Origin of the sequence: Kitasatospora sp. NPDC048540 (genome assembly GCF_040651175.1) — a bacterium.
Lineage (GTDB): Bacteria > Actinomycetota > Actinomycetes > Streptomycetales > Streptomycetaceae > Kitasatospora.
This window is the reverse complement of sequence record NZ_JBEZIR010000034.1, coordinates 31,929-48,328: the sequence shown is the minus strand read 5'-3', so window position 1 is coordinate 48,328 and position 16,400 is coordinate 31,929. Positions and strand designations below refer to the sequence as shown.

Below are 16,400 nucleotides of genomic sequence, written 5' to 3'. Positions count from 1 at the left end.
CGTGACGGGCGTGCCGGGCGAGCCCGACGGGGGCCGCAGGGACGCCGCAGACGCACCCGGGCCCGCCGGCACCGCAGGCGGACCGGACACCGAGGGCACGACGGCTACCGCCACCACGGGCGCGCCGGGCGGTTCGGCCGAGCCCGGCGGTTCAGCCGAACCCGGCGCGGGCGACACCGACGGCACACCAGCTACCTGCACCAAGGGCACGCCCAGCGGTACGGGCGAGCCCGACACCGACCGCACGGGCGCCGCAGACTCGCCGGGCACCGGCACCGGCACCGGCACCGCAGCCGCTCCGCGCGCCGCGGGCGCCCCCGGGCCGGGCGCCGCGCCGGGCGCTGGGGCGCGTTGGCAGAGTCCCGCCGGGTCCGCGAGGCTCCCCCGGCCATCCGTGGCTGGACGCACGCCCGAATCATCCGAGTACGACCCGGTACGAGGGTGATCCGGGCGCACGCCCAGCCGGGCGCCCGACGCCGCGGTCTCATCCGACGCGACGTTGCCAACGCGCCCTAGGGGTGGCTTCGGCATCGGTCTGCCTCCTCCACGTCGGGGGTGCTCGTCGGCGACGGCGGTGCCGGGGTGAGCAGGGTGAGCAGGGCCGCTGTGCGGGGTTCGGCCGCGGCCGTGTGGTGGGCGCTCCAGCAGGCGTCGCAGACGGTGCGGTGGGCGGTGCGGGTGAGGCCGGTGAAGCCGGGCAGCGGGGCGAGGGCGGCGGGGCCGGTGGTGGCGAGGATCCGCAGCAGCGGGTCGCGGCCGAAGTGGTCGAGGGCGGCGGTGAGCGAGGCGGCGTCGGTGGCGGTCCGGCGCAGCGCGGCGGGCCCGCCGCCGGTGATCACGTCCTCGTTGCAGCAGCCGGTGACGGTGCCGTCGTAGCGGACGGTGGGGGCGTTGGCGGGCAGGCAGGGGCCGAACGCCGCGACCGGGCGCGGGGCGGGTGCCGGGAACAGTGCGGCGCCCCGGCCAGTGGCCAGCGGCCGGGTGGGGTACAGCTCGGCGCGGGCCGGCCAGTCGGGGCCGAGCTCCTCGGCGAGCAGGGTGCGGGCGTCGTCCAGGCGGCCGGGCAGGTCGATCACCTGGAGCACCAGGTGGCATCCGGCGGCGGCGACGGCGGTGACGGCGCGGCGCAGCCGCTGCGGGCCGAGCCGGGCCAGGTGGTGGCTGTCGGTGCCGAGGACGACGGTGGCGATCCGGCCGAGCAGGGCGGTGATCCAGGCGGGGGTGCGGGGTCCGGCCCAGTGGCCCGCGGTGTACGCGATCAGGGCGGGGCCGGTGCCGTGCAGGCGGTCCGCGGTGAGGGTGAGGGCGCGGCGCTCGGCGAAGGGTTCGCCGCCGGAGACCGCGACGGCGCGCAGGCCGGGGCGGGCGGCGAGCGCGTCGAGCAGGCGTCCGAGCAGTCCCAGGTCGGTGGGGCCGGGGCTGTCGGGGCGGGCGGAGACCGAGCAGTGGTCGCAGCCGACCGGGCAGCGGTCGGTCAGGTAGAGCAGCACGCTGGCGCCGGGGGTGCGGCGCGCGGCCAGGAGCTGGTCGAGTCTCATCCGGTCCACCCCAGTTCGACCAGGTCGGCGTAGCGGGGGAGGGTTCCGCGGGCGGCGGCGAGCCGGTGCGGCGGGCGGGCGGCGGCGAGTGCGAGCACGGTGTGTTCGACGGCGCGGCCGCCGGGGGTGGCGAACTGCCGGGCGGTGGCGTCGGCGGTGGCCGGGTCGAGGGCGAGGCAGCTGCCGCAGGGGTCGGGGGTGCCGGGGCGGGTGGCGCAGCCGTCGGCGGCGGGCGGCGGGCCGTACCGCTCGCGGGTGGTGACCGGGCCGAGGGTGCGGACCGAGCGCAGCAGGGGGTCGCCGAGGGTGCGTTCGCTGAGGGTGCGCCAGGTGTCGCGGGCGGCGTGGCCGAGGACCAGGTGGGCGGGGGCCGGGCCGCCGCGCAGCAGGCTCTGCCGGGTGCAGGCGTACACCGTGCCGCCCTGGTCGACCACCGGCCAGTGCGCGAACTCGCAGGGGGCGGTGGCACCTCGGCCGGTGGCGCCTCGGCCGGCCGGCGGGTGGACAGGAACCCGGCGGGCGGCCCGGCCGGTCGGCCGGACCGCGCCGACCAGCATCGGCACCCGGGTGCCGAACCGCCGCCGGACGTCGGCGATCACACCGTCCAGGTACGCGTGTCCGGCGGCGTCCGGGACCGCGGTCAGGTGCAGGCTGGCGTGCGGGACGTGGTCGAGGGCGGCGCCCAGGGCCCGGAACACCTCGGCGCGGCCGACCTCGCGTTCGTGCTCGGCGTCCAGGCTGGCCGCGAGGTGGGCGAGGCCGGTCACCGCCCGGCGGACGGCCGGCGGCAGGCGGCCGCCGCCGCGGGCGAAGAACATCCCGGTGAGCAGGGCGGCGCCGGTTCCGGCGGTGGCGGCGGAGGCGGTCAGCTCCCGGACCAGGGCGGGCCGCAGCAGGGGCTCGCCGCCGGACATCAGGATCAGCTCGGGCCGGCAGTCCGGGGTGAACGAGGAGACCAGGGCGCGGAACGGGCCGCCGGGCGACTGCGCGGAGGCCATCGTGGAGTCGGTGGAGCAGTGGGCGCAGGCCAGCGGGCAGCGGTCGGTGAGGGAGAGCAGCAGTCCGGCGGCCGGCCGGGCGCCGAGGGTGAGGAGGTCCGCCAGGTGCACCGCCGTCACCCCCCGGTCACCGGTCGGTCTGGAGGAGGTCGGCGACGGCCGCCAGCAGGGCCTGGACGGCTTCGCCGCGGGTGCCGTCGGCCTGCCGGGCCGCGGCGGCGATCCGGGTGAGCGGGTCGCCGCCGGGCGGGGCGGTGGGGCGGTGGCGTTCGGCGAGGCTGAGGGCGAGCACCGCGGCGCTCTGGTTGGCGAGTTCGGTGAGCAGGTCCATGGCGTCCAGGTCGCCGACGCCGTCGACCTCGGGGTCGAGGACCTCCAGCACGCCGAGGATCTCGCCGCGGTGCTCCATCGGGACGGCCATGATCACGTCCGGGACCAGCCCGGTGCTCTCGGCGAAGCCCTTGTCGAAGCGGGCGTCGTCGGCGACGCCGCGGACCACCATCGGTTCGCCGGTGTTGGCGACCCATCCGGCGATGCCGTGGTCGCCGGGGATGGCGATGCCGACCAGCCGGTCCTCGCCGACGCCGGAGGAGGCCTCGAAGACCAGGGTGCCGTGCTCCTCGTCGCGGACGAACACCGAGGCGGCGGCGGCCGCGAAGGAGAGCCGGGCCAGCCGCACGGTGGAGCGCAGGATCTCGTCGAGCTGGTCGGACGTCACTCCGGTCTCCTCGGGGCGATGTTGTCGGCGGTGGCCGCCAGCACGTGCCGCAACTGCGGGGTGCCGAAGCCCGGGTGGCGTTGCAGGATGCGCGCGCACAGTCCGGTAATGTGCGGGGCGGCGAAGCTGTTGCCGGACACCCGGCGGGTGGCGCCGCCGAGCCAGGGCGCGGGGACGTCCACGCCGAGGGCGAAGAAGTCGACCGGCGGCCGCGGGTTGGACTCCACCCGTTCGGGGTCGGCGACGGCGTGCGCGCCGACCGAGATCACCGACGGGAACCGCCACGGGTAGCTGTCCACCGGGCTGTTGTGGGCGGCGGAGATCAGGGTGACGCCCGCGTACCAGGCCTCGTCGGCGAGGTCGTGCAGCCGTTCCTTGAAGTGCTCGCGGCGGGTCGAGAGGCTGACGTTGACCAGCGGGAACCGTTCGGCGACCGCCCACTCCAGGGCGGTCAGCAGGGCGTCGCCGTTGCCCTGCAGGTTGCCGCCGAGCACCCGGACGCTGGTCAGTTCGCAGTCCGGCGCGAGCGAGCGGACGATCCCGGCGCAGGCGGTGCCGTGGCCGGCCACGTCGCCGCCGGTGTCCTCGGCGACGGTCCACGGGCGGGTGCCGTCGGCCGCCGGGTCCGGCGCCCGGGTGGCGGCCAGTTGCCGGACCCCGTCGCCGATCTGCGGGTGCCCGGCGGTGACGCCGCTGTCGACGATGCAGACCCGCACCCCGCGGCCGGTCGCGCCGCCCCAGGCCCAGGCACGGCTGACGGGGGCGGGAGCGGCGAGCCCGGCCGGGTCGAACGGCTCGCCGGCCGAGGTGTGCGCGAAGCGGATGGTCCGGCGGGCCGCCGGTGCGGCGCCGCTCACCGGCCGGCCGCCGGGTCCAGCGGGGTGTACCCGCGCCGGCGGACCGCCAGGTCCATGCGCTGCGCCCAGTTGAACTTGACGCTGGGGCAGGGCAGGTGGCCCTCCCGCCAGAGCTTGGGACAGGACCCGCCGCAGACCGGCAGGATCGGGCAGCGTGAACACTGCGCGCCGCCGTCGCCGACCTGGTCGTACCAGTCGTCGAAGGCGCCGGCCGGGCGCCGGGCCGAGCCGGCCAGCTCGGCCACCTCGGCGACCACGCCGCTGTCCCGGGCGCCGGGCACCAGCGGGTGCTCGGAGCAGGAGTAGACCCGGCCGGCGGTGTCGATGATCTCGCCGGACCGGGTGGTGGCGGTGCAGGTGGTGCGGACGGTGGCGGCGGGCAGCGGCCCGAAGTGCAGGCCGAGCGCCTCGGCGGTGCGCAGCCAGTCGGCCTCCCGGGCGGCGTACGCGCGGGCGGCGAGCTCCACCTCGGAGACGTCGTTGCCCCAGGAGTGCACGGCGATCAGGTGCAGGGTGACCTGCGGGTGGGCGAGGCCCAGGCAGGCGAGGTCGTTGAGCAGGCCGGTCACCGAGTCCTCGTTGTCCCGGTCGATGTTGACCCGGATGCCGATCCGCAGGCCCGGGGCGAGGCCCTCGTCCAGGGTGCGGGCCAGCACGGCGACGGTCCGCCGGAAGCTGCCGCGGCCGTTGCGGGTGAGCCGGCGCCGGTCGTGCACCTCCTCGGGGCCGTCGATGGTCAGTTCCATCTCGGCGAGCGCGCAGTCGTCGTGCAGTTCGGCGAGGGTCCGGGTGGTGAGCAGGCTGCCGTTGGTGGCCATCCGGGCGGTGTAGGTCTTGCCGTGCAGGGCGGCGGCCGCCGTGAAGCGGGCGCTCAGCTCCCGGATCACCCGCAGTGCGAGCAGCGGCTCGCCGCCGAACCAGGTGACCGTGACGGCGTCCACCGCGGGGTCGGCGAGCATCGCCTCGACCCGGCGGGCGGTGCGGTCGGCGCGCTGCCGGTCGTGGGCGGCCTTGACGTGCTCCTGGCCGCAGTAGCTGCACGCCATGTTGCAGTACGAGGTGGGCATGATGGTCACCGACCGGGTGGCACCGTGCGCCGAACCTTCGCGCAACCCGTCGGTCACGGCGGCGAGTTCGTCCTCCGCCGGGTCGACCAGGGCGTGCAGGCGGGCCAGCCGCCGGCGTTCCTCGGGACCGAGGCCGGCCAGCGCCGCCGGGTCGCCGGAGCGCAGCGCGTGCGCGCCGGCCCGGTCGAGCCGGATCAGGGTGGCCGAGCGGGTGGCGTACCCGAACCAGGCCTCGCTCCCGTCGCTGTCGCGGTAGGCCCGGTCGCCGACCAGCAGGTAGCGGCTGGGGACCAGGGCCGGGGGCGGCTGGACCATCGGTGCGCTCACGGTGCCTCCCGGTGCTCGGGTTCCGGTGTCCAGGACGCGGCCGCGCCCAGGGAGATGCGCAGGCCCGCCGAGGCCGTCGAGTACGGGCGGTCGGGGTCGACCACCAGCCGCAGGGTGACCTGCGGCCGGCCCGCGGTCGGACGGCACCTGACGGCCGCCAGCCGGTCCAGCCGGTGCACCGACACGGCCCGTTCCAGCAGGCCGAGCAGGACCGGGTCGGCGCAGCCGAGTGCCGTCACCCGGCCCGCCGCCAGCCGGACCGACACCGGCCGCTCGTGCAGCGAACCGCCCAGCCGGGTCGGCCGGTTGATCGCGATCAGCCCGTCCGCGACGAACTCGCCGTCGGCCTGCGCGGCCGGCCAGTGCAGGTGCCCGGCGGGCAGCTGCCGGACCCGCCCGGCCTCGGCCGGCCCGTCCTCCACCCGGGGCGGCCGGCCGTCGGCGGGACGCAGCCGCAGTTCGGCGCCGCCGCCGGTGGCGACCAGGACGGCCGGTGCGGCGGCGGTCAGCTGCCGCAGGTGCGCCAGCCGGCCGGCCCGCAGCGCGGGGTCCTCCCAGTCCGGGACCGGGAGCTGGACCGCGACCAGGGTGGCCGGCAGCCGCAGCACCGCGTGGTCCAGTGGCTCGGCGCACAGGAAGAACACCGCCTCCCGGGCCGGCGGCCCGTCCCCGCGCAGGTCCGCCAGCGCGCCCAGGACCCGCCGGCCGGTCCGTACCGGGCTCCGGGCGTCCCCCGCCAGCAGCCGGACCGCGATCCCGCCGGCCCTGGCGGTGGCCGCCAGCCAGGCCGCCTCGGCCGCCCGGCCGCGGTCGAGGACGACGACCAGCCGGTCTCCGGCCGCGAGCCGCAGCCGGTCGAAGAGCGCGGACCGGACGGCGAGCCGCTCGGCGGGGTCGGGTGCCAGGATCTGGGCAGAGGGCATACGGGCGGCCTTCACGGGGTCGGGTGCCGTCCGCTGGTCACGGATCGGCAGGGCGGTCGGGCCGGGCGGTCGGCCGCGGCCGTACGGGATCGAGGGCGCGGACCGGGCCGGGGTGACTGGCCGACCGGCCGGTCGGGTGTCCGGAAAACTGCGGTCGCCGCACCGGCCCTCTGGCCGGGCGCTGCCCCCTGTGGCATGTTGGCGCAGGCCCGCTCCCCCCACGAGCCGGGCCGGTCCGACGAGCTACCCTGACGAGCTGTCAGAACTGTTGAAGATCAGAGCATTTGACAGTTTCGCGGCCATCCGGCCGGAGCGTCCAGCATGCGGATCTGGCAGCAACCTGCATGTCCCCAACGTGCAGCGAACCATGACCGGGGGTACCTCCTTGCCGGACACCACGGCTCCCGACCCCGTACCGCGGCTCGACACCGCCGCCGTCCGGCTCTTCGACCTGGCGCTGGCCAACGGCCGGCTCGACCGCTCCCGCCCCGGCCAGGAGGCCCCGGACCTCGACCGCGAGCAGTTCGACCGGGCCTGCGAGGTGCTGCTGCGGCTGCGGCTGCTCCGCCCGGCACCCCAACGGCCCGACCAGCTGGTGCCGATGAGCCCCGAACTGGCCGCCGCCGGGGTGACCGCACCGCTCGAACGGGAGATCGCCGGCACCGCCGAACGGGTCCGGGCGATCCGCGAGGAGTTCGGCGCCCTGATGCCCCGCTACCGCTCCGCCCGGCGCGGCACCGCCCGGCACGATCCGGTCGAACTGCTGACCGACCCGGAGGTCGCCGCGGCCGTCTTCGCCGAGGAGAGCGCCCGCTGCCGGCAGGAACTGTTCACCGTGACACCCGGCGGCCTGCCCGCCGCCACCGACGGCGACCCCGGGTTCGCCGCCCTCGGCCGCGGCGCCCGGCTGCGCACCCTGTGCCGGGCCGCGCCCGCCGCACCCGGCCCGCAGCGCGAGCGGATCGACCGGCTGATCGCCGCCGGCGCCGCCTACCGCGCCCTGCCCGAACTGCCCGCGCCCGCGACGGTGATCGACCGCAGCACCGCCTTCCTCGCCCACCGCGAACCCGACGGCTCCACCGGCACCGTCCTGCTGCGCGACCCCGGCGCGGTCGCCCACCTCTGCCAGGCCCTGGACCTGCTCTGGGCCGCCGCCGTCCCCTGCCACGGCCGCCGACCCGCCGCCACCGGCGGCCCGCTCGCCAGCGGGGTCCACCGGGCCGTGGTCCGGATGCTCGCCGAAGGCGCCAAGGACGAGGTGATCGCCCGCCGGCTCGGCGTCTCGCTGCGGACCTGCCGGCGGCACATCGCCGAGATCCTGGAGACCCTCCAGGCCGACAGCCGGTTCCAGGCCGGGGTGCTCGCCGAACGCGCCGGGCTCACCACCGCCGGACCCCAGCCGTAGTGCCGGGGGCCGGCAGGGCAGCGCCGGGCGTACGGGCGGGGCCCGCGCGCGGGCGCCGGGGCGTACGGGCGGCGCGGGCGCGGCGGCCACGTCACCACCGGTCCGTTCCGGTCGTCGGGCGACGATTGCGGACTGCGCCCGCCGCGGCGCCCCGCCCGCCGGTAGCATCCGGTCAGCCGACAGGAGGAGTGCCAGTGACGGTGATCGCGGTGACCGGCCATCTCCACCTCACCGACCCGACCGTCCACCTGGTCCGCGCGGCCCTCGGCCGCCTGCTGGCCGGCCACCCCGCCGCCGCCCTCACCGGCGTCTCCTGCCTGGCCCCGGGCGCCGACGCCCTGTTCGCCGACGCCGTGCTGGCCGCCGGCGGGGCCCTGGTCGCGGTGATCCCCTCCCCCGCCTACCGGGACACCGTCGACGCCGGCTACACCGCCGAGTTCGACCGGCTCCGGCACGCCGCCGCCGAGGTGCTCGTCCTGCCGTTCGACACCCCGGACGCCGACGCCTACGAAGCGGCCAACACCGAACTGCTGCGCCGGGCCGACCTGTTGGTCGCGGTCTGGGACGGCCTGCCCGGCAACGGCCGCGGCGGCACCGCCCACATGGTCGCCGCCGCCCGCCGGGCCGGCATCCCGGTCGAGGTGGTCTGGCCGGAGGGCGCCGGCCGCCGCCCCGCCCCGCCGGCCTGAGACCCCCGCCTAACGCTTGGTGCCGTCCACGATCAGCGGCGCGCTGCCGCCCGCCCCCGAGCCGCACGGGCTGGCGTACACCGGGTTCTTCTCGGCCGCGGCCTTGAACGCGTCGATGCACTGGCTCATCAGGATCCGGTCGGTCAGCGAGTTGGCGATCACCGTGTTGGCCTGGGCCTGGCTCTCCGCCTCGATCCGGCGCTTCTCCGCCTCCGCCTTGGCGGTCAGCACCGCGGCCGCGGCCTGCTCGGTCGCCTGGTCCTGCTGGATCTTCTGGTCGATCGCCTTCTGCAGGACGTCACTGGGCTTGACGTTGCGCAGGTTCACGCCGTTCACGATGATCCCGCGCGGCGCCAGCCGGCCCGTGATGATCTGCTCCATCTCGGAGTTGATGACCTCCCGCTGCGAGGCGTAGCCCTCCACGCTGGTGTGCTTGGCGAAGACGTTGCGCACGATCTCCCGGGTGTCCGGGTAGACCAGCCGCTGCTGGACGCCGTCCGAGCTGCCGGACAGCTTGTAGAGCGCCAGCGCGTGCTGCGGGTCGATCGACCACTTCACGGTCAGGTCGACGTACAGCACCCCGCCCTCGGACGAGCGGACCTCGACCGTGTCGTTGCCGGTCAGGTTGAGGTCCGAGGGCCGGGTCGAGAACGTGGTGACCTCGGTCAGCGGCGTCTTCAGGTGCAGCCCCGGCTGCCAGGTCGAACCCACCGAACCGAGCGAGGTCGGCACCCCGACCTGGTACGGCTCCACCACGTACACGAACGTGCTCAGCCCCAGCAGCAGTCCGACCGCACCCACCAGCACCCCGGTGAGCATCGCGAACCGGAACTCGACCACGGAACGGCGCCTGAGCACCACCAGCACGACGCCGGCGGCAAGAAGCAGGATCGAGAAGTAGAACATCGTCGCATCCCCCCTGGTCACACATCAGGACACCAGCAGCGTAGGGACACCGGCCCGTTCTCATCAGCCGAACCGAGATGCTGACCATCAGCCAGGGTGGATTCGGCCGGTCAGCGCGCCTGCTCCGGGAGCCCCTCGCGGACCCGGCGGGACACCGCGAACGCCTGGAGGTCCAAGGTCCCCGGGGCGTCGGCCACCCCCGGGCCGCCCGCCCGCACCCAGTCGGTGATGTCGTCCAGCATGTCGTCCTGGAACACCCAGCCCAGCCACACCGGCCGCCCACCGGCCCGCCGGCCCTCCGCCGAGGGACTGACCACCACCACGTTGGCGTGGTCGCAGACGTCCAGGCAGTCGACCACCCGGACCTTGCCCGCCGTACCCACGTCCGCCTTCAACTTCGCCACCTGGCCGGGGTGGTCCACCCCCGGGTACTTGGCGGCCACGCCGCAGCAGCACCCCCGGCAGACCGTCACCGTCACCGGCGCGGCCGGGGCGACGGGTTCCTTGCGGGGCATGCGGGCCATCGGTCTCCTCCCACCGGGGCCCACCACCAGGACCGGCGGCGGACCACTCGATCCTCCGCCGATTCTCCCCCACCACCCCGCCCCCCAGCGAGGCACCCCCAACGACCAGCCCCCCAGGGGCGCGAGGAACTGCGCGCAGCGGAAGACCCCCACCTCAAACCCGGCAACGCACGACACCCCCACCCACCCTCGCCACCCACGCCCCCACACGCTCCCGCCCCGCGCAGTTCCCCGCGCCCCTGACGAGCAACCCACTCAGGGGCACTGGGAGCATCCCCCGGCCTCAGGCCGTTGCCTGCGCCGCCGCCCGCCCTGCCGCGCGGCCGGAGAAGATGCACCCGCCGAGGAAGGTCCCCTCCAGGGAGCGGTAGCCGTGGACGCCGCCGCCGCCGAACCCGGCTGCCTCGCCGGCCGCGTAGAGGCCGTCCAGCACGGACCCGTCCGCCCGCAGCACCCGCGAGGACAGGTCGGTCTGGAGTCCGCCGAGCGACTTGCGGGTGAGGATGTTGAGCCGGACGGCGATCAGCGGGCCGGCCTTGGGGTCGAGCAGGCGGTGCGGGGTGGCGGTGCGGATGAGCTTGTCGCCGAGGTAGCGGCGGGCGCCGTGGATGGCGGTCACCTGGAGGTCCTTGCTGAACGGGTTGGCCATCTCCCGGTCGCGGGCCTCGATCTCGCGCCGCAGCGCGGCCTCGTCGATCGGCGCTTCGGGGGTCTTGGCGTTCATGCCCCGGACCAGTTCGGTGAGGGTGTCGGCGACCACGAAGTCGGCGCCGTGCTTCTTGAACGCCTCGACCGGCCCGGTCGCGCCCGGCAGCGCCCGTCCGAGCACGCCCTTGACGGACTTCCCGGTGAGGTCGGGGTTCTGCTCGGAGCCGGAGAGCGCGAACTCCTTCTCGATGATCTTCTGGGTGAGGACGAACCAGGTGTGGTCGTGCCCGGTGGTCATGATGTGTTCGAGGGTGCCGAGGGTGTCGAAGCCGGGGAACAGCGGGACGGGCAGCCGGTTGCCGCGGGCGTCGAGCCAGAGCGAGGACGGCCCGGGCAGGATCCGGATGCCGTGCCGGGCCCAGATCGGGTCCCAGTTCTCGATGCCCTCGGTGTAGTGCCACATCCGGTCGCCGTTGATCAGGTGGCCGCCGGCCGCGCCGGCGATGCCCAGCATCAGGCCGTCGACGTGCGCGGGAACGCCGGACAGCAGCCGCTCGGGCGGGGTGCCGAGCCGGGCCGGCCAGGCCTTGCGGACCAGTTCGTGGTTGCCGCCGATCCCGCCGGAGGAGACGACCACCGCCTGGGCCCGGAGTTCGAAGGCCCCCGCGACCTCGCGGGAGCTGGCCTCGCCGCGGCGGACGTCGCTCGGCACCAGTACCTCGCCGCTGACGGTGTCGACGGCGCCCGCCGTGGCGGCCAGCCCGGTGACCCGGTGCCGGAACCGCAGTTCCACCCGGCCGGCGGCGACCGCCGCCCGTACCCGCCGGGCGAACGGCTCGACCAGGCCGGGTCCGGTGCCCCAGGTGATGTGGAAGCGCGGCACCGAGTTGCCGGGGCCGCTGGCGAGCAGTCCGCCGCGTTCGGCCCAGCCGACCACGGGGAAGAACCGCACGCCCTGGCGGTGCAGCCAGGAGCGCTTCTCCCCGGCCGCGAAGTCCACGTAGGCCTCGGCCCACCGGCGGGGCCACTCGTCCTCGGGGCGGTCGAAGCCGGCCGTGCCGAGCCAGTCCTGCCAGGCGAGTTCGTGCGAGTCGCGGATCCGCATCCGGCGCTGTTCGGGCGAGTCCACCAGGAACAGCCCGCCGAAGGACCAGTGGGCCTGACCGCCGAGGTTGGTCTCCGGTTCCTGGTCGAGGAGGATCACCTTGCGTCCCGCGTCGGCGAGTTCGGCGGTGGCGACCAGGCCCGCGAGGCCGGCTCCGATCACGATGACGTCGGCGTCCAGTGCCATGCGAACGGTCCTCCAGGGCTCGGTGGGTGCCCCGATACTGCGGCCTGCGGGCCCCGGGGTCAACCGGCGGGTAACAAACCGTCCGGCGGAATTGCGCTCCACCCCGTAGCCGAATTGCCGTCCCCCCGCCGGTGGAAATGCCGGCGGATATCGGCGCCGCGCGCGGCGGACGGCCGGAAGTAGCCCCTCCCCGCTCCCGCCAAGGGCGGATCGCCCACGATGCACCGCGGCCGGACAGCGTGCACCGCGACGGGAGACGGCGCACCGCAACGGGAGCGGCCCGGGACACCGGGGTCCTCCGGTGTCCCGGGCCGAGGCCGGGCGGGGTGCGCGGGCGGCGGGGTCAGCGTGCCGCGCGGCGCCGTCGCAGCAGGGCGGCGGAGACCACCACCGCGGCGACGGCGGCCAGCACCGCGGCCACCGCGATGACCCAGTTGGGGCCCGCATCGGCGGAGTCCGCCGTCTCGGCCACGGCCGCCGGGGTACCGGTCGGCGCCGCGGACGACGGGGGCACGGCCGGGCCGGCCGTGCCCCCCTCACCGGCCGTGGTGCCCGGCACCGCGGTCACCGTGAGGTCGGCCTGGCCGCGGCCGAGCGCCGGGAACCCGGACTCGACGGTCACCGCCCAGTGGCCGGGCGGCAGGGCCAGCGCGGTGGTGAAGGTCCCGGGGGTGCCGGCCACCGCCTCCAGCTTCCAGGGGCCGACCGTCCGGCCGTCGTCGGCGGTCGCGCTGAGGGTCGCGGCGACCTTGTCGGTGACCGGGTCGTTGTCGTTCGCCCAGGTGGCGGCGGCCCGGGTGTGGCCGTCCCCCAGCGCGGAGATCTTGAAGACGATGGTGTCGCCGTGGGCGCCGGCCTGGCCGGCCCCGCCCAGGACGGCGAGGCCGGCCATCACGGCGGCTGCGGCGAGCGTGCGGATGCGCATGCGGTGGCTCCTCGGACGGTCGTGCGGGGTGCGGGAGTGCGGTCGAGCGGTGGTGCGGTGCAGCGGTGGTGGTGCGGAACGGGCCGCGGTACGCAGCACCGCCGGGCGCCTGGGCGCCGCGGCGGATTCGCGTACCGGGGGTGGGGCGGGAGGTCGGTCCCGCCCCACCGGTGCGGGCGGTCTAGGAGACCGGCTGGATGGTCCAGTTCTGGTAGGACTGCTCGTTCGCCTTCTGCAGTTCCAGCAGCCAGCCGCCGTAGTACCAGCGCTTGCTGGCGCCGAGCACCAGCGAGGAGCCCTTGGCGGTCAGCGTGTAGCCGCTGCCGCTGGCGTTGACGGTCCACTGCTGGGTGTCGGCGCTGCTGCACGGCTGCTGCATCACGTACTGGCCGGCCACCGCGTTGCCGCCGATCTGCAGGCACTTGTCGGAACGCACCGAGCGGATCCGCAGGTTGCCGCCGCCCTGGTCCTCGAACGTCCACTGCTGGTTGGCGTAGCCGGTGCGCTGGTAGCCGATCAGCACGGCGCCGTCGTTGGTCGAGCCGCCCCACATGTCGGCGGCCTGGCCGGTCAGGCTGTTGGTCATCGTGTACTTGGTGCCGGGCTTGGTCGGGCCGGGGCCCGCGGCCTTCGGGGTGCGGAAGGAGGCCTCACGACCGGCCTTGCCCGCCTTGCCGGACTGGTCGCGCACCGCGACGGCGATCTTGTACGCGGTGTCGGGGCGCAGGTTGATCAGGCGCACCGCGGTGGAGCGGACGGTGCCGAGGGTGCGGCCGTCCAGCACGATGTCGTAGCCGCTCGCGCCGGCCGTCTGGGACCAGCTCAGCACCACGGAGTTCTGGGTGAGCTGACCGATCGCCACGTCGGGCGCGACCGGACCGCCGGTCGGGCTGGGGCTGGCGGTCGGGCTCGGGGAGCCGGTCGGCGACTTGGTCGGGCTCGGGCTCGGGCTCGGGTTGGGCGACGGGCTGCCGGTCTTGGTCGCCGTGGCGGTCGGGGTCGGCGTCGGGTTGGGGCCGGTGCCGCCGCCGGAGATCAGGAACTGGTTGTTGGCCACGTTCCAGTGGGTGGTGAGGTAGCTGCCCGCGGCCGGGTTGGTGTTGTAGTAGTCGTCGTGGTTGCAGTCCAGCCGGTCGTCACTGGCGCGGTTGGGGCACTTGGTGACCATCTGCGGGTAGTACGGCGCGTCCGAGTAGCACATGATGTCCCACTCGTCGACGCAGTGGCCGGCCTTGCTGCTGTTGGGCGCGCTGTTGTTGACCGCGCCGAGGTTGTGGCCGAGCTCGTGGGCGGCGGTGGAGCCGCCCCAGCAGCCGCCGTCGGTACGGCCGTAGGACGGGCCGAAGTTGCTCAGGTTGTCCTTGCCGGGGCGCTCGTCACCGGCGAAGGTGCCGATGCCGCAGTAGACCTGGGCATCCGCGAAGATCATGTACTTGCGGTCCTTGCGGTTGAACCCCTGCTGGGCCAGCGCGTTGTTGGTGGCGCCGAACTCCTGCAGCGCGGAGGCCGAGAGCTCGACGTTCAGCACCGCGGCCGAGCAGTCGGACTCGGTGACGAAGCGGATGTGCCGGGTGCCGCCGGTCTCCTCGGCACTGGCGTTGTAGATGACGTCGGCGTCGGCCGCCCACTTCTTGAACGAGGGCAGGTACTGGCCGAAACGGTCCTTGCCGGGGGCGTGCACGTACAGCACCTGGACCCGGTTGCCGGTGCTGCCGTCGCCGTCGCAGACCACGGCGGTGCCGGCGGCGGCCGCGGCGGCGGAGGCGGGGGTACCGCCGGCGGCCGGGGCCTCGGAGGCCAGCGCGCTGCCGGACTGGACGTCGAAGACGGTCTGCCCGCCGAGCAGGTCGGCGGCGGACGGCGCGGCGTCGGAGGCGACGGTCAGCGCGGCCGGCTCGGCGGCGGCGGCCGCGACGGGCTTGGCGTCCTGGTGGATGTCGACGCCCTTGGGCGCCTCGTCCGGGCCGTGGGTGCACAGACCCGCGTCGGACACCTTGTACACACCGGCACACTTGTCGCCACCTGCGGCGGGAACCAGGCCGGTGTACACCATGCCCTTCCCGGTGTCGCTGGCCGGCACCGCGGTGACCGGGGCGGGGGCCTCGTTGTGCAGCGGTCCGGCCGCCGGGCCTATCTCCTGGGTGACGGCGGCGTCGGCGGAGACGACGACCGGCCGGTCGCCCTCCAGCGCGGTGCCGATCGTGACGGCTCCCGCGATGAGGCCTGCTGTCACGGTGGCTGCCACCAGCAGCCGGCCACGGCGGTTTCGGCGGCGGTGCGTGACCGCTCCCCTGCGTCCCATGCGTGTCTCTCCCTCATCGGCAGGTGTCGGTCGTGGGTGCCGACACCTAGGAGACGGGTGGGACGGGAGGGGATAACGGAAAATCGCACAGATTTTTTTCGGACAGGTTGGCGAGGCTCTCGGGCCACCCGTGGAAGCCATGCCATCGCTCCACCATGGAGCGTAATTCCCAAGGAAGTTGACCAGGATTCAGCAGCAATTCGCTGGGGCGGAAACCTGGACACCCCGTTAACGTGCCAGTAACTTACCAATCAGTAAGACGCTGTGGCCCAGCTCACGTACCCCACCACCCACCCTCGTTTCTCTCCCCCAGGAGGAACCGTGCTCGGCCCTGCCCTGAAGCGAAAGTCCGTCCTGGCCGGCGGCGTGCTGCTGTCCGCCGCACTCACCGCGCTCACCGCGCTCGGTGCCCCCGCCCAGGCCGCCGGCGGCACCGGCAAGTACGTGGCGCTCGGCGACTCCTACGCCGCCGGCGCGGGCGTGCCCGGCCAGTCGGCCGGCCTGTGCCTGCGCTCCGACCACAACTACGGACACCTGGTCGCCGCCGCCCTCAAGAGCAGCGCGTACACCGACACCACCTGCTCGGCCGCCAAGATCAAGGCCATCACCTCGGCCCAGTACGACGCCTTCATCCGGGTGAACGACCCTCAGATCGACTCGGTCACCGCCGACACCGAACTGATCACCGTCGGCATCGGCGGCAACGACCTGGGCACCTCCGACCTCGGCATCGCCGACGTGATCGCCACCTGCATCGGCGGCGCGGTGGTCAACCCGCTCGGCACCCCCTGCAAGGACCACTACGCCGACGGCCACTGGGACTGGAGCAGTTGGAGCTGGCAGTGGGGCACGGACACCCTGCGGCAGCGGATCGACGCGGCCCGCCCGCAGCTCGCCGACGCCCTGCAGCGGATCCACGCCAAGGCGCCGAAGGCCAAGGTGCTGCTGGTCGGCTACCCGTCCGTGCTGCCCGACGACGAGTGGAACTGCGTCGGCCGCCAGCCCGTCACCGTCGGCGACGTGGCCTACCTGCGCGGCGTGCTCGGCAGTCTCAACTCGATGCTGGCCTCCACCGCGGCCGCGAACGGCACCACCTACGTGGACACCGCGACGCCGACCAAGGGCCACGACATCTGCTCGGACGACCGCTGGATCGAGGGCACCATCCCGCACTCGCTCGCCGTCCCGTTCCACCCGAACGCGACCGGCGAGGCGGTGATGTCCCGCGCCGTGCTGAAGACGCTCGGCCGCTGACACCGACGGAACGGGGCGGGACCGCTGT

14 protein-coding genes are annotated in these 16,400 nt (G+C 75.2%); 3 read left to right on the top strand and 11 right to left on the bottom strand.

The genetic code is table 11. The annotated features are described in order from the left end of the window. Positions 1 to 512: 512 nt before the first annotated feature. From AB0D08_RS16255 to AB0D08_RS16230, 6 genes are read right to left on the bottom strand one after another with little or no spacing between them, the layout of a single operon-like run. Positions 513 to 1,538, bottom strand: a complete 1,026-nt coding sequence (locus tag AB0D08_RS16255) for a hypothetical protein (protein ID WP_359889300.1) — start codon at positions 1,536 to 1,538, stop codon at positions 513 to 515. Beyond that, complete coding sequence (locus tag AB0D08_RS16250; protein WP_359889297.1) at positions 1,535 to 2,656, bottom strand: radical SAM protein; 1,122 nt, start codon at positions 2,654 to 2,656, stop codon at positions 1,535 to 1,537. Before AB0D08_RS16250 ends, AB0D08_RS16255 begins: the two co-directional genes overlap by 4 nt. A gap of 7 nt (positions 2,657 to 2,663) precedes the next feature. Continuing rightward, positions 2,664 to 3,254 carry a GAF domain-containing protein gene (locus AB0D08_RS16245; RefSeq protein ID WP_051813952.1) on the bottom strand — a complete coding sequence of 197 codons (591 nt, stop codon included), beginning with the start codon at positions 3,252 to 3,254 and terminating at the stop codon, positions 2,664 to 2,666. Continuing rightward, positions 3,251 to 4,111: a S8 family serine peptidase gene (locus tag AB0D08_RS16240; protein ID WP_233289309.1), complete on the bottom strand. Its 861-nt coding sequence runs from the start codon at positions 4,109 to 4,111 to the stop codon at positions 3,251 to 3,253. Before AB0D08_RS16240 ends, AB0D08_RS16245 begins: the two co-directional genes overlap by 4 nt. Further along, the gene (locus AB0D08_RS16235; RefSeq protein ID WP_051813951.1) at positions 4,108 to 5,505 is read right to left on the bottom strand and encodes a radical SAM protein; all 1,398 of its coding nucleotides are present in this window, start codon (positions 5,503 to 5,505) and stop codon (positions 4,108 to 4,110) included. The genes AB0D08_RS16240 and AB0D08_RS16235 overlap by 4 nt, the downstream gene beginning before the upstream one ends. Then, a complete protein-coding gene (locus AB0D08_RS16230) occupies positions 5,502 to 6,428 on the bottom strand; it encodes a hypothetical protein (RefSeq protein WP_359889293.1) in 927 nt (308 codons plus the stop codon). The genes AB0D08_RS16235 and AB0D08_RS16230 overlap by 4 nt, the downstream gene beginning before the upstream one ends. Positions 6,429 to 6,795: 367 nt before the next feature. Here AB0D08_RS16230 and AB0D08_RS16225 point away from each other — a divergent pair, with 367 nt between their 5' ends. Both AB0D08_RS16225 and AB0D08_RS16220 read left to right on the top strand, forming a co-directional pair. Further along, positions 6,796 to 7,833, top strand: coding sequence for a helix-turn-helix transcriptional regulator (locus tag AB0D08_RS16225; protein ID WP_359889291.1), 1,038 nt, complete (start codon positions 6,796 to 6,798; stop codon positions 7,831 to 7,833). 194 nt (positions 7,834 to 8,027) lie between these two features. Continuing rightward, positions 8,028 to 8,522: a hypothetical protein gene (locus AB0D08_RS16220; RefSeq protein ID WP_359889289.1), complete on the top strand. Its 495-nt coding sequence runs from the start codon at positions 8,028 to 8,030 to the stop codon at positions 8,520 to 8,522. A gap of 9 nt (positions 8,523 to 8,531) precedes the next feature. Here AB0D08_RS16220 and AB0D08_RS16215 read toward each other — a convergent pair whose 3' ends face one another. The 5 genes from AB0D08_RS16215 to AB0D08_RS16195 form a co-directional block, all read right to left on the bottom strand. Continuing rightward, entirely contained in the window at positions 8,532 to 9,428 is an 897-nt protein-coding gene (locus AB0D08_RS16215) for a prohibitin family protein (protein WP_033824261.1), read from the bottom strand. Positions 9,429 to 9,538: 110 nt separating this feature from the next. Then, positions 9,539 to 9,952, bottom strand: coding sequence for a (2Fe-2S) ferredoxin domain-containing protein (locus tag AB0D08_RS16210; RefSeq protein WP_359889285.1), 414 nt, complete (start codon positions 9,950 to 9,952; stop codon positions 9,539 to 9,541). 283 nt (positions 9,953 to 10,235) lie between these two features. Then, positions 10,236 to 11,891, bottom strand: coding sequence for an FAD-binding dehydrogenase (locus AB0D08_RS16205; RefSeq protein WP_033824260.1), 1,656 nt, complete (start codon positions 11,889 to 11,891; stop codon positions 10,236 to 10,238). Positions 11,892 to 12,234: 343 nt separating this feature from the next. Beyond that, a complete protein-coding gene (locus AB0D08_RS16200; RefSeq protein ID WP_033824259.1) occupies positions 12,235 to 12,816 on the bottom strand; it encodes a hypothetical protein in 582 nt (193 codons plus the stop codon). Between the two features lie 181 nt (positions 12,817 to 12,997). Then, a complete protein-coding gene (locus AB0D08_RS16195) occupies positions 12,998 to 15,118 on the bottom strand; it encodes an RICIN domain-containing protein (protein WP_359889281.1) in 2,121 nt (706 codons plus the stop codon). A gap of 321 nt (positions 15,119 to 15,439) precedes the next feature. Between AB0D08_RS16195 and AB0D08_RS16190 the strand changes: the two genes are divergently transcribed. After that, positions 15,440 to 16,372 (top strand): SGNH/GDSL hydrolase family protein, encoded by a 933-nt coding sequence (locus AB0D08_RS16190; protein WP_359889279.1) that lies wholly within the window; start codon positions 15,440 to 15,442, stop codon positions 16,370 to 16,372. Positions 16,373 to 16,400: the final 28 nt, after the last annotated feature.

Excerpts from the sequence above, each read along its gene's own strand:
- AB0D08_RS16195 (WP_359889281.1), bottom strand. The coding sequence starts at position 15,118 with ATGGGACGCAGGGGAGCGGTCACGCACCGCCGCCGAAACCGCCGTGGC.
- AB0D08_RS16230 (WP_359889293.1), bottom strand. The coding sequence starts at position 6,428 with ATGCCCTCTGCCCAGATCCTGGCACCCGACCCCGCCGAGCGGCTCGCC.
- AB0D08_RS16255 (WP_359889300.1), bottom strand. The coding sequence starts at position 1,538 with ATGAGACTCGACCAGCTCCTGGCCGCGCGCCGCACCCCCGGCGCCAGC.
- AB0D08_RS16215 (WP_033824261.1), bottom strand. The coding sequence starts at position 9,428 with ATGTTCTACTTCTCGATCCTGCTTCTTGCCGCCGGCGTCGTGCTGGTG.
- AB0D08_RS16205 (WP_033824260.1), bottom strand. The coding sequence starts at position 11,891 with ATGGCACTGGACGCCGACGTCATCGTGATCGGAGCCGGCCTCGCGGGC.
- AB0D08_RS16200 (WP_033824259.1), bottom strand. The coding sequence starts at position 12,816 with ATGCGCATCCGCACGCTCGCCGCAGCCGCCGTGATGGCCGGCCTCGCC.
- AB0D08_RS16225 (WP_359889291.1), top strand. The coding sequence starts at position 6,796 with ATGACCGGGGGTACCTCCTTGCCGGACACCACGGCTCCCGACCCCGTA.
- AB0D08_RS16210 (WP_359889285.1), bottom strand. The coding sequence starts at position 9,952 with ATGGCCCGCATGCCCCGCAAGGAACCCGTCGCCCCGGCCGCGCCGGTG.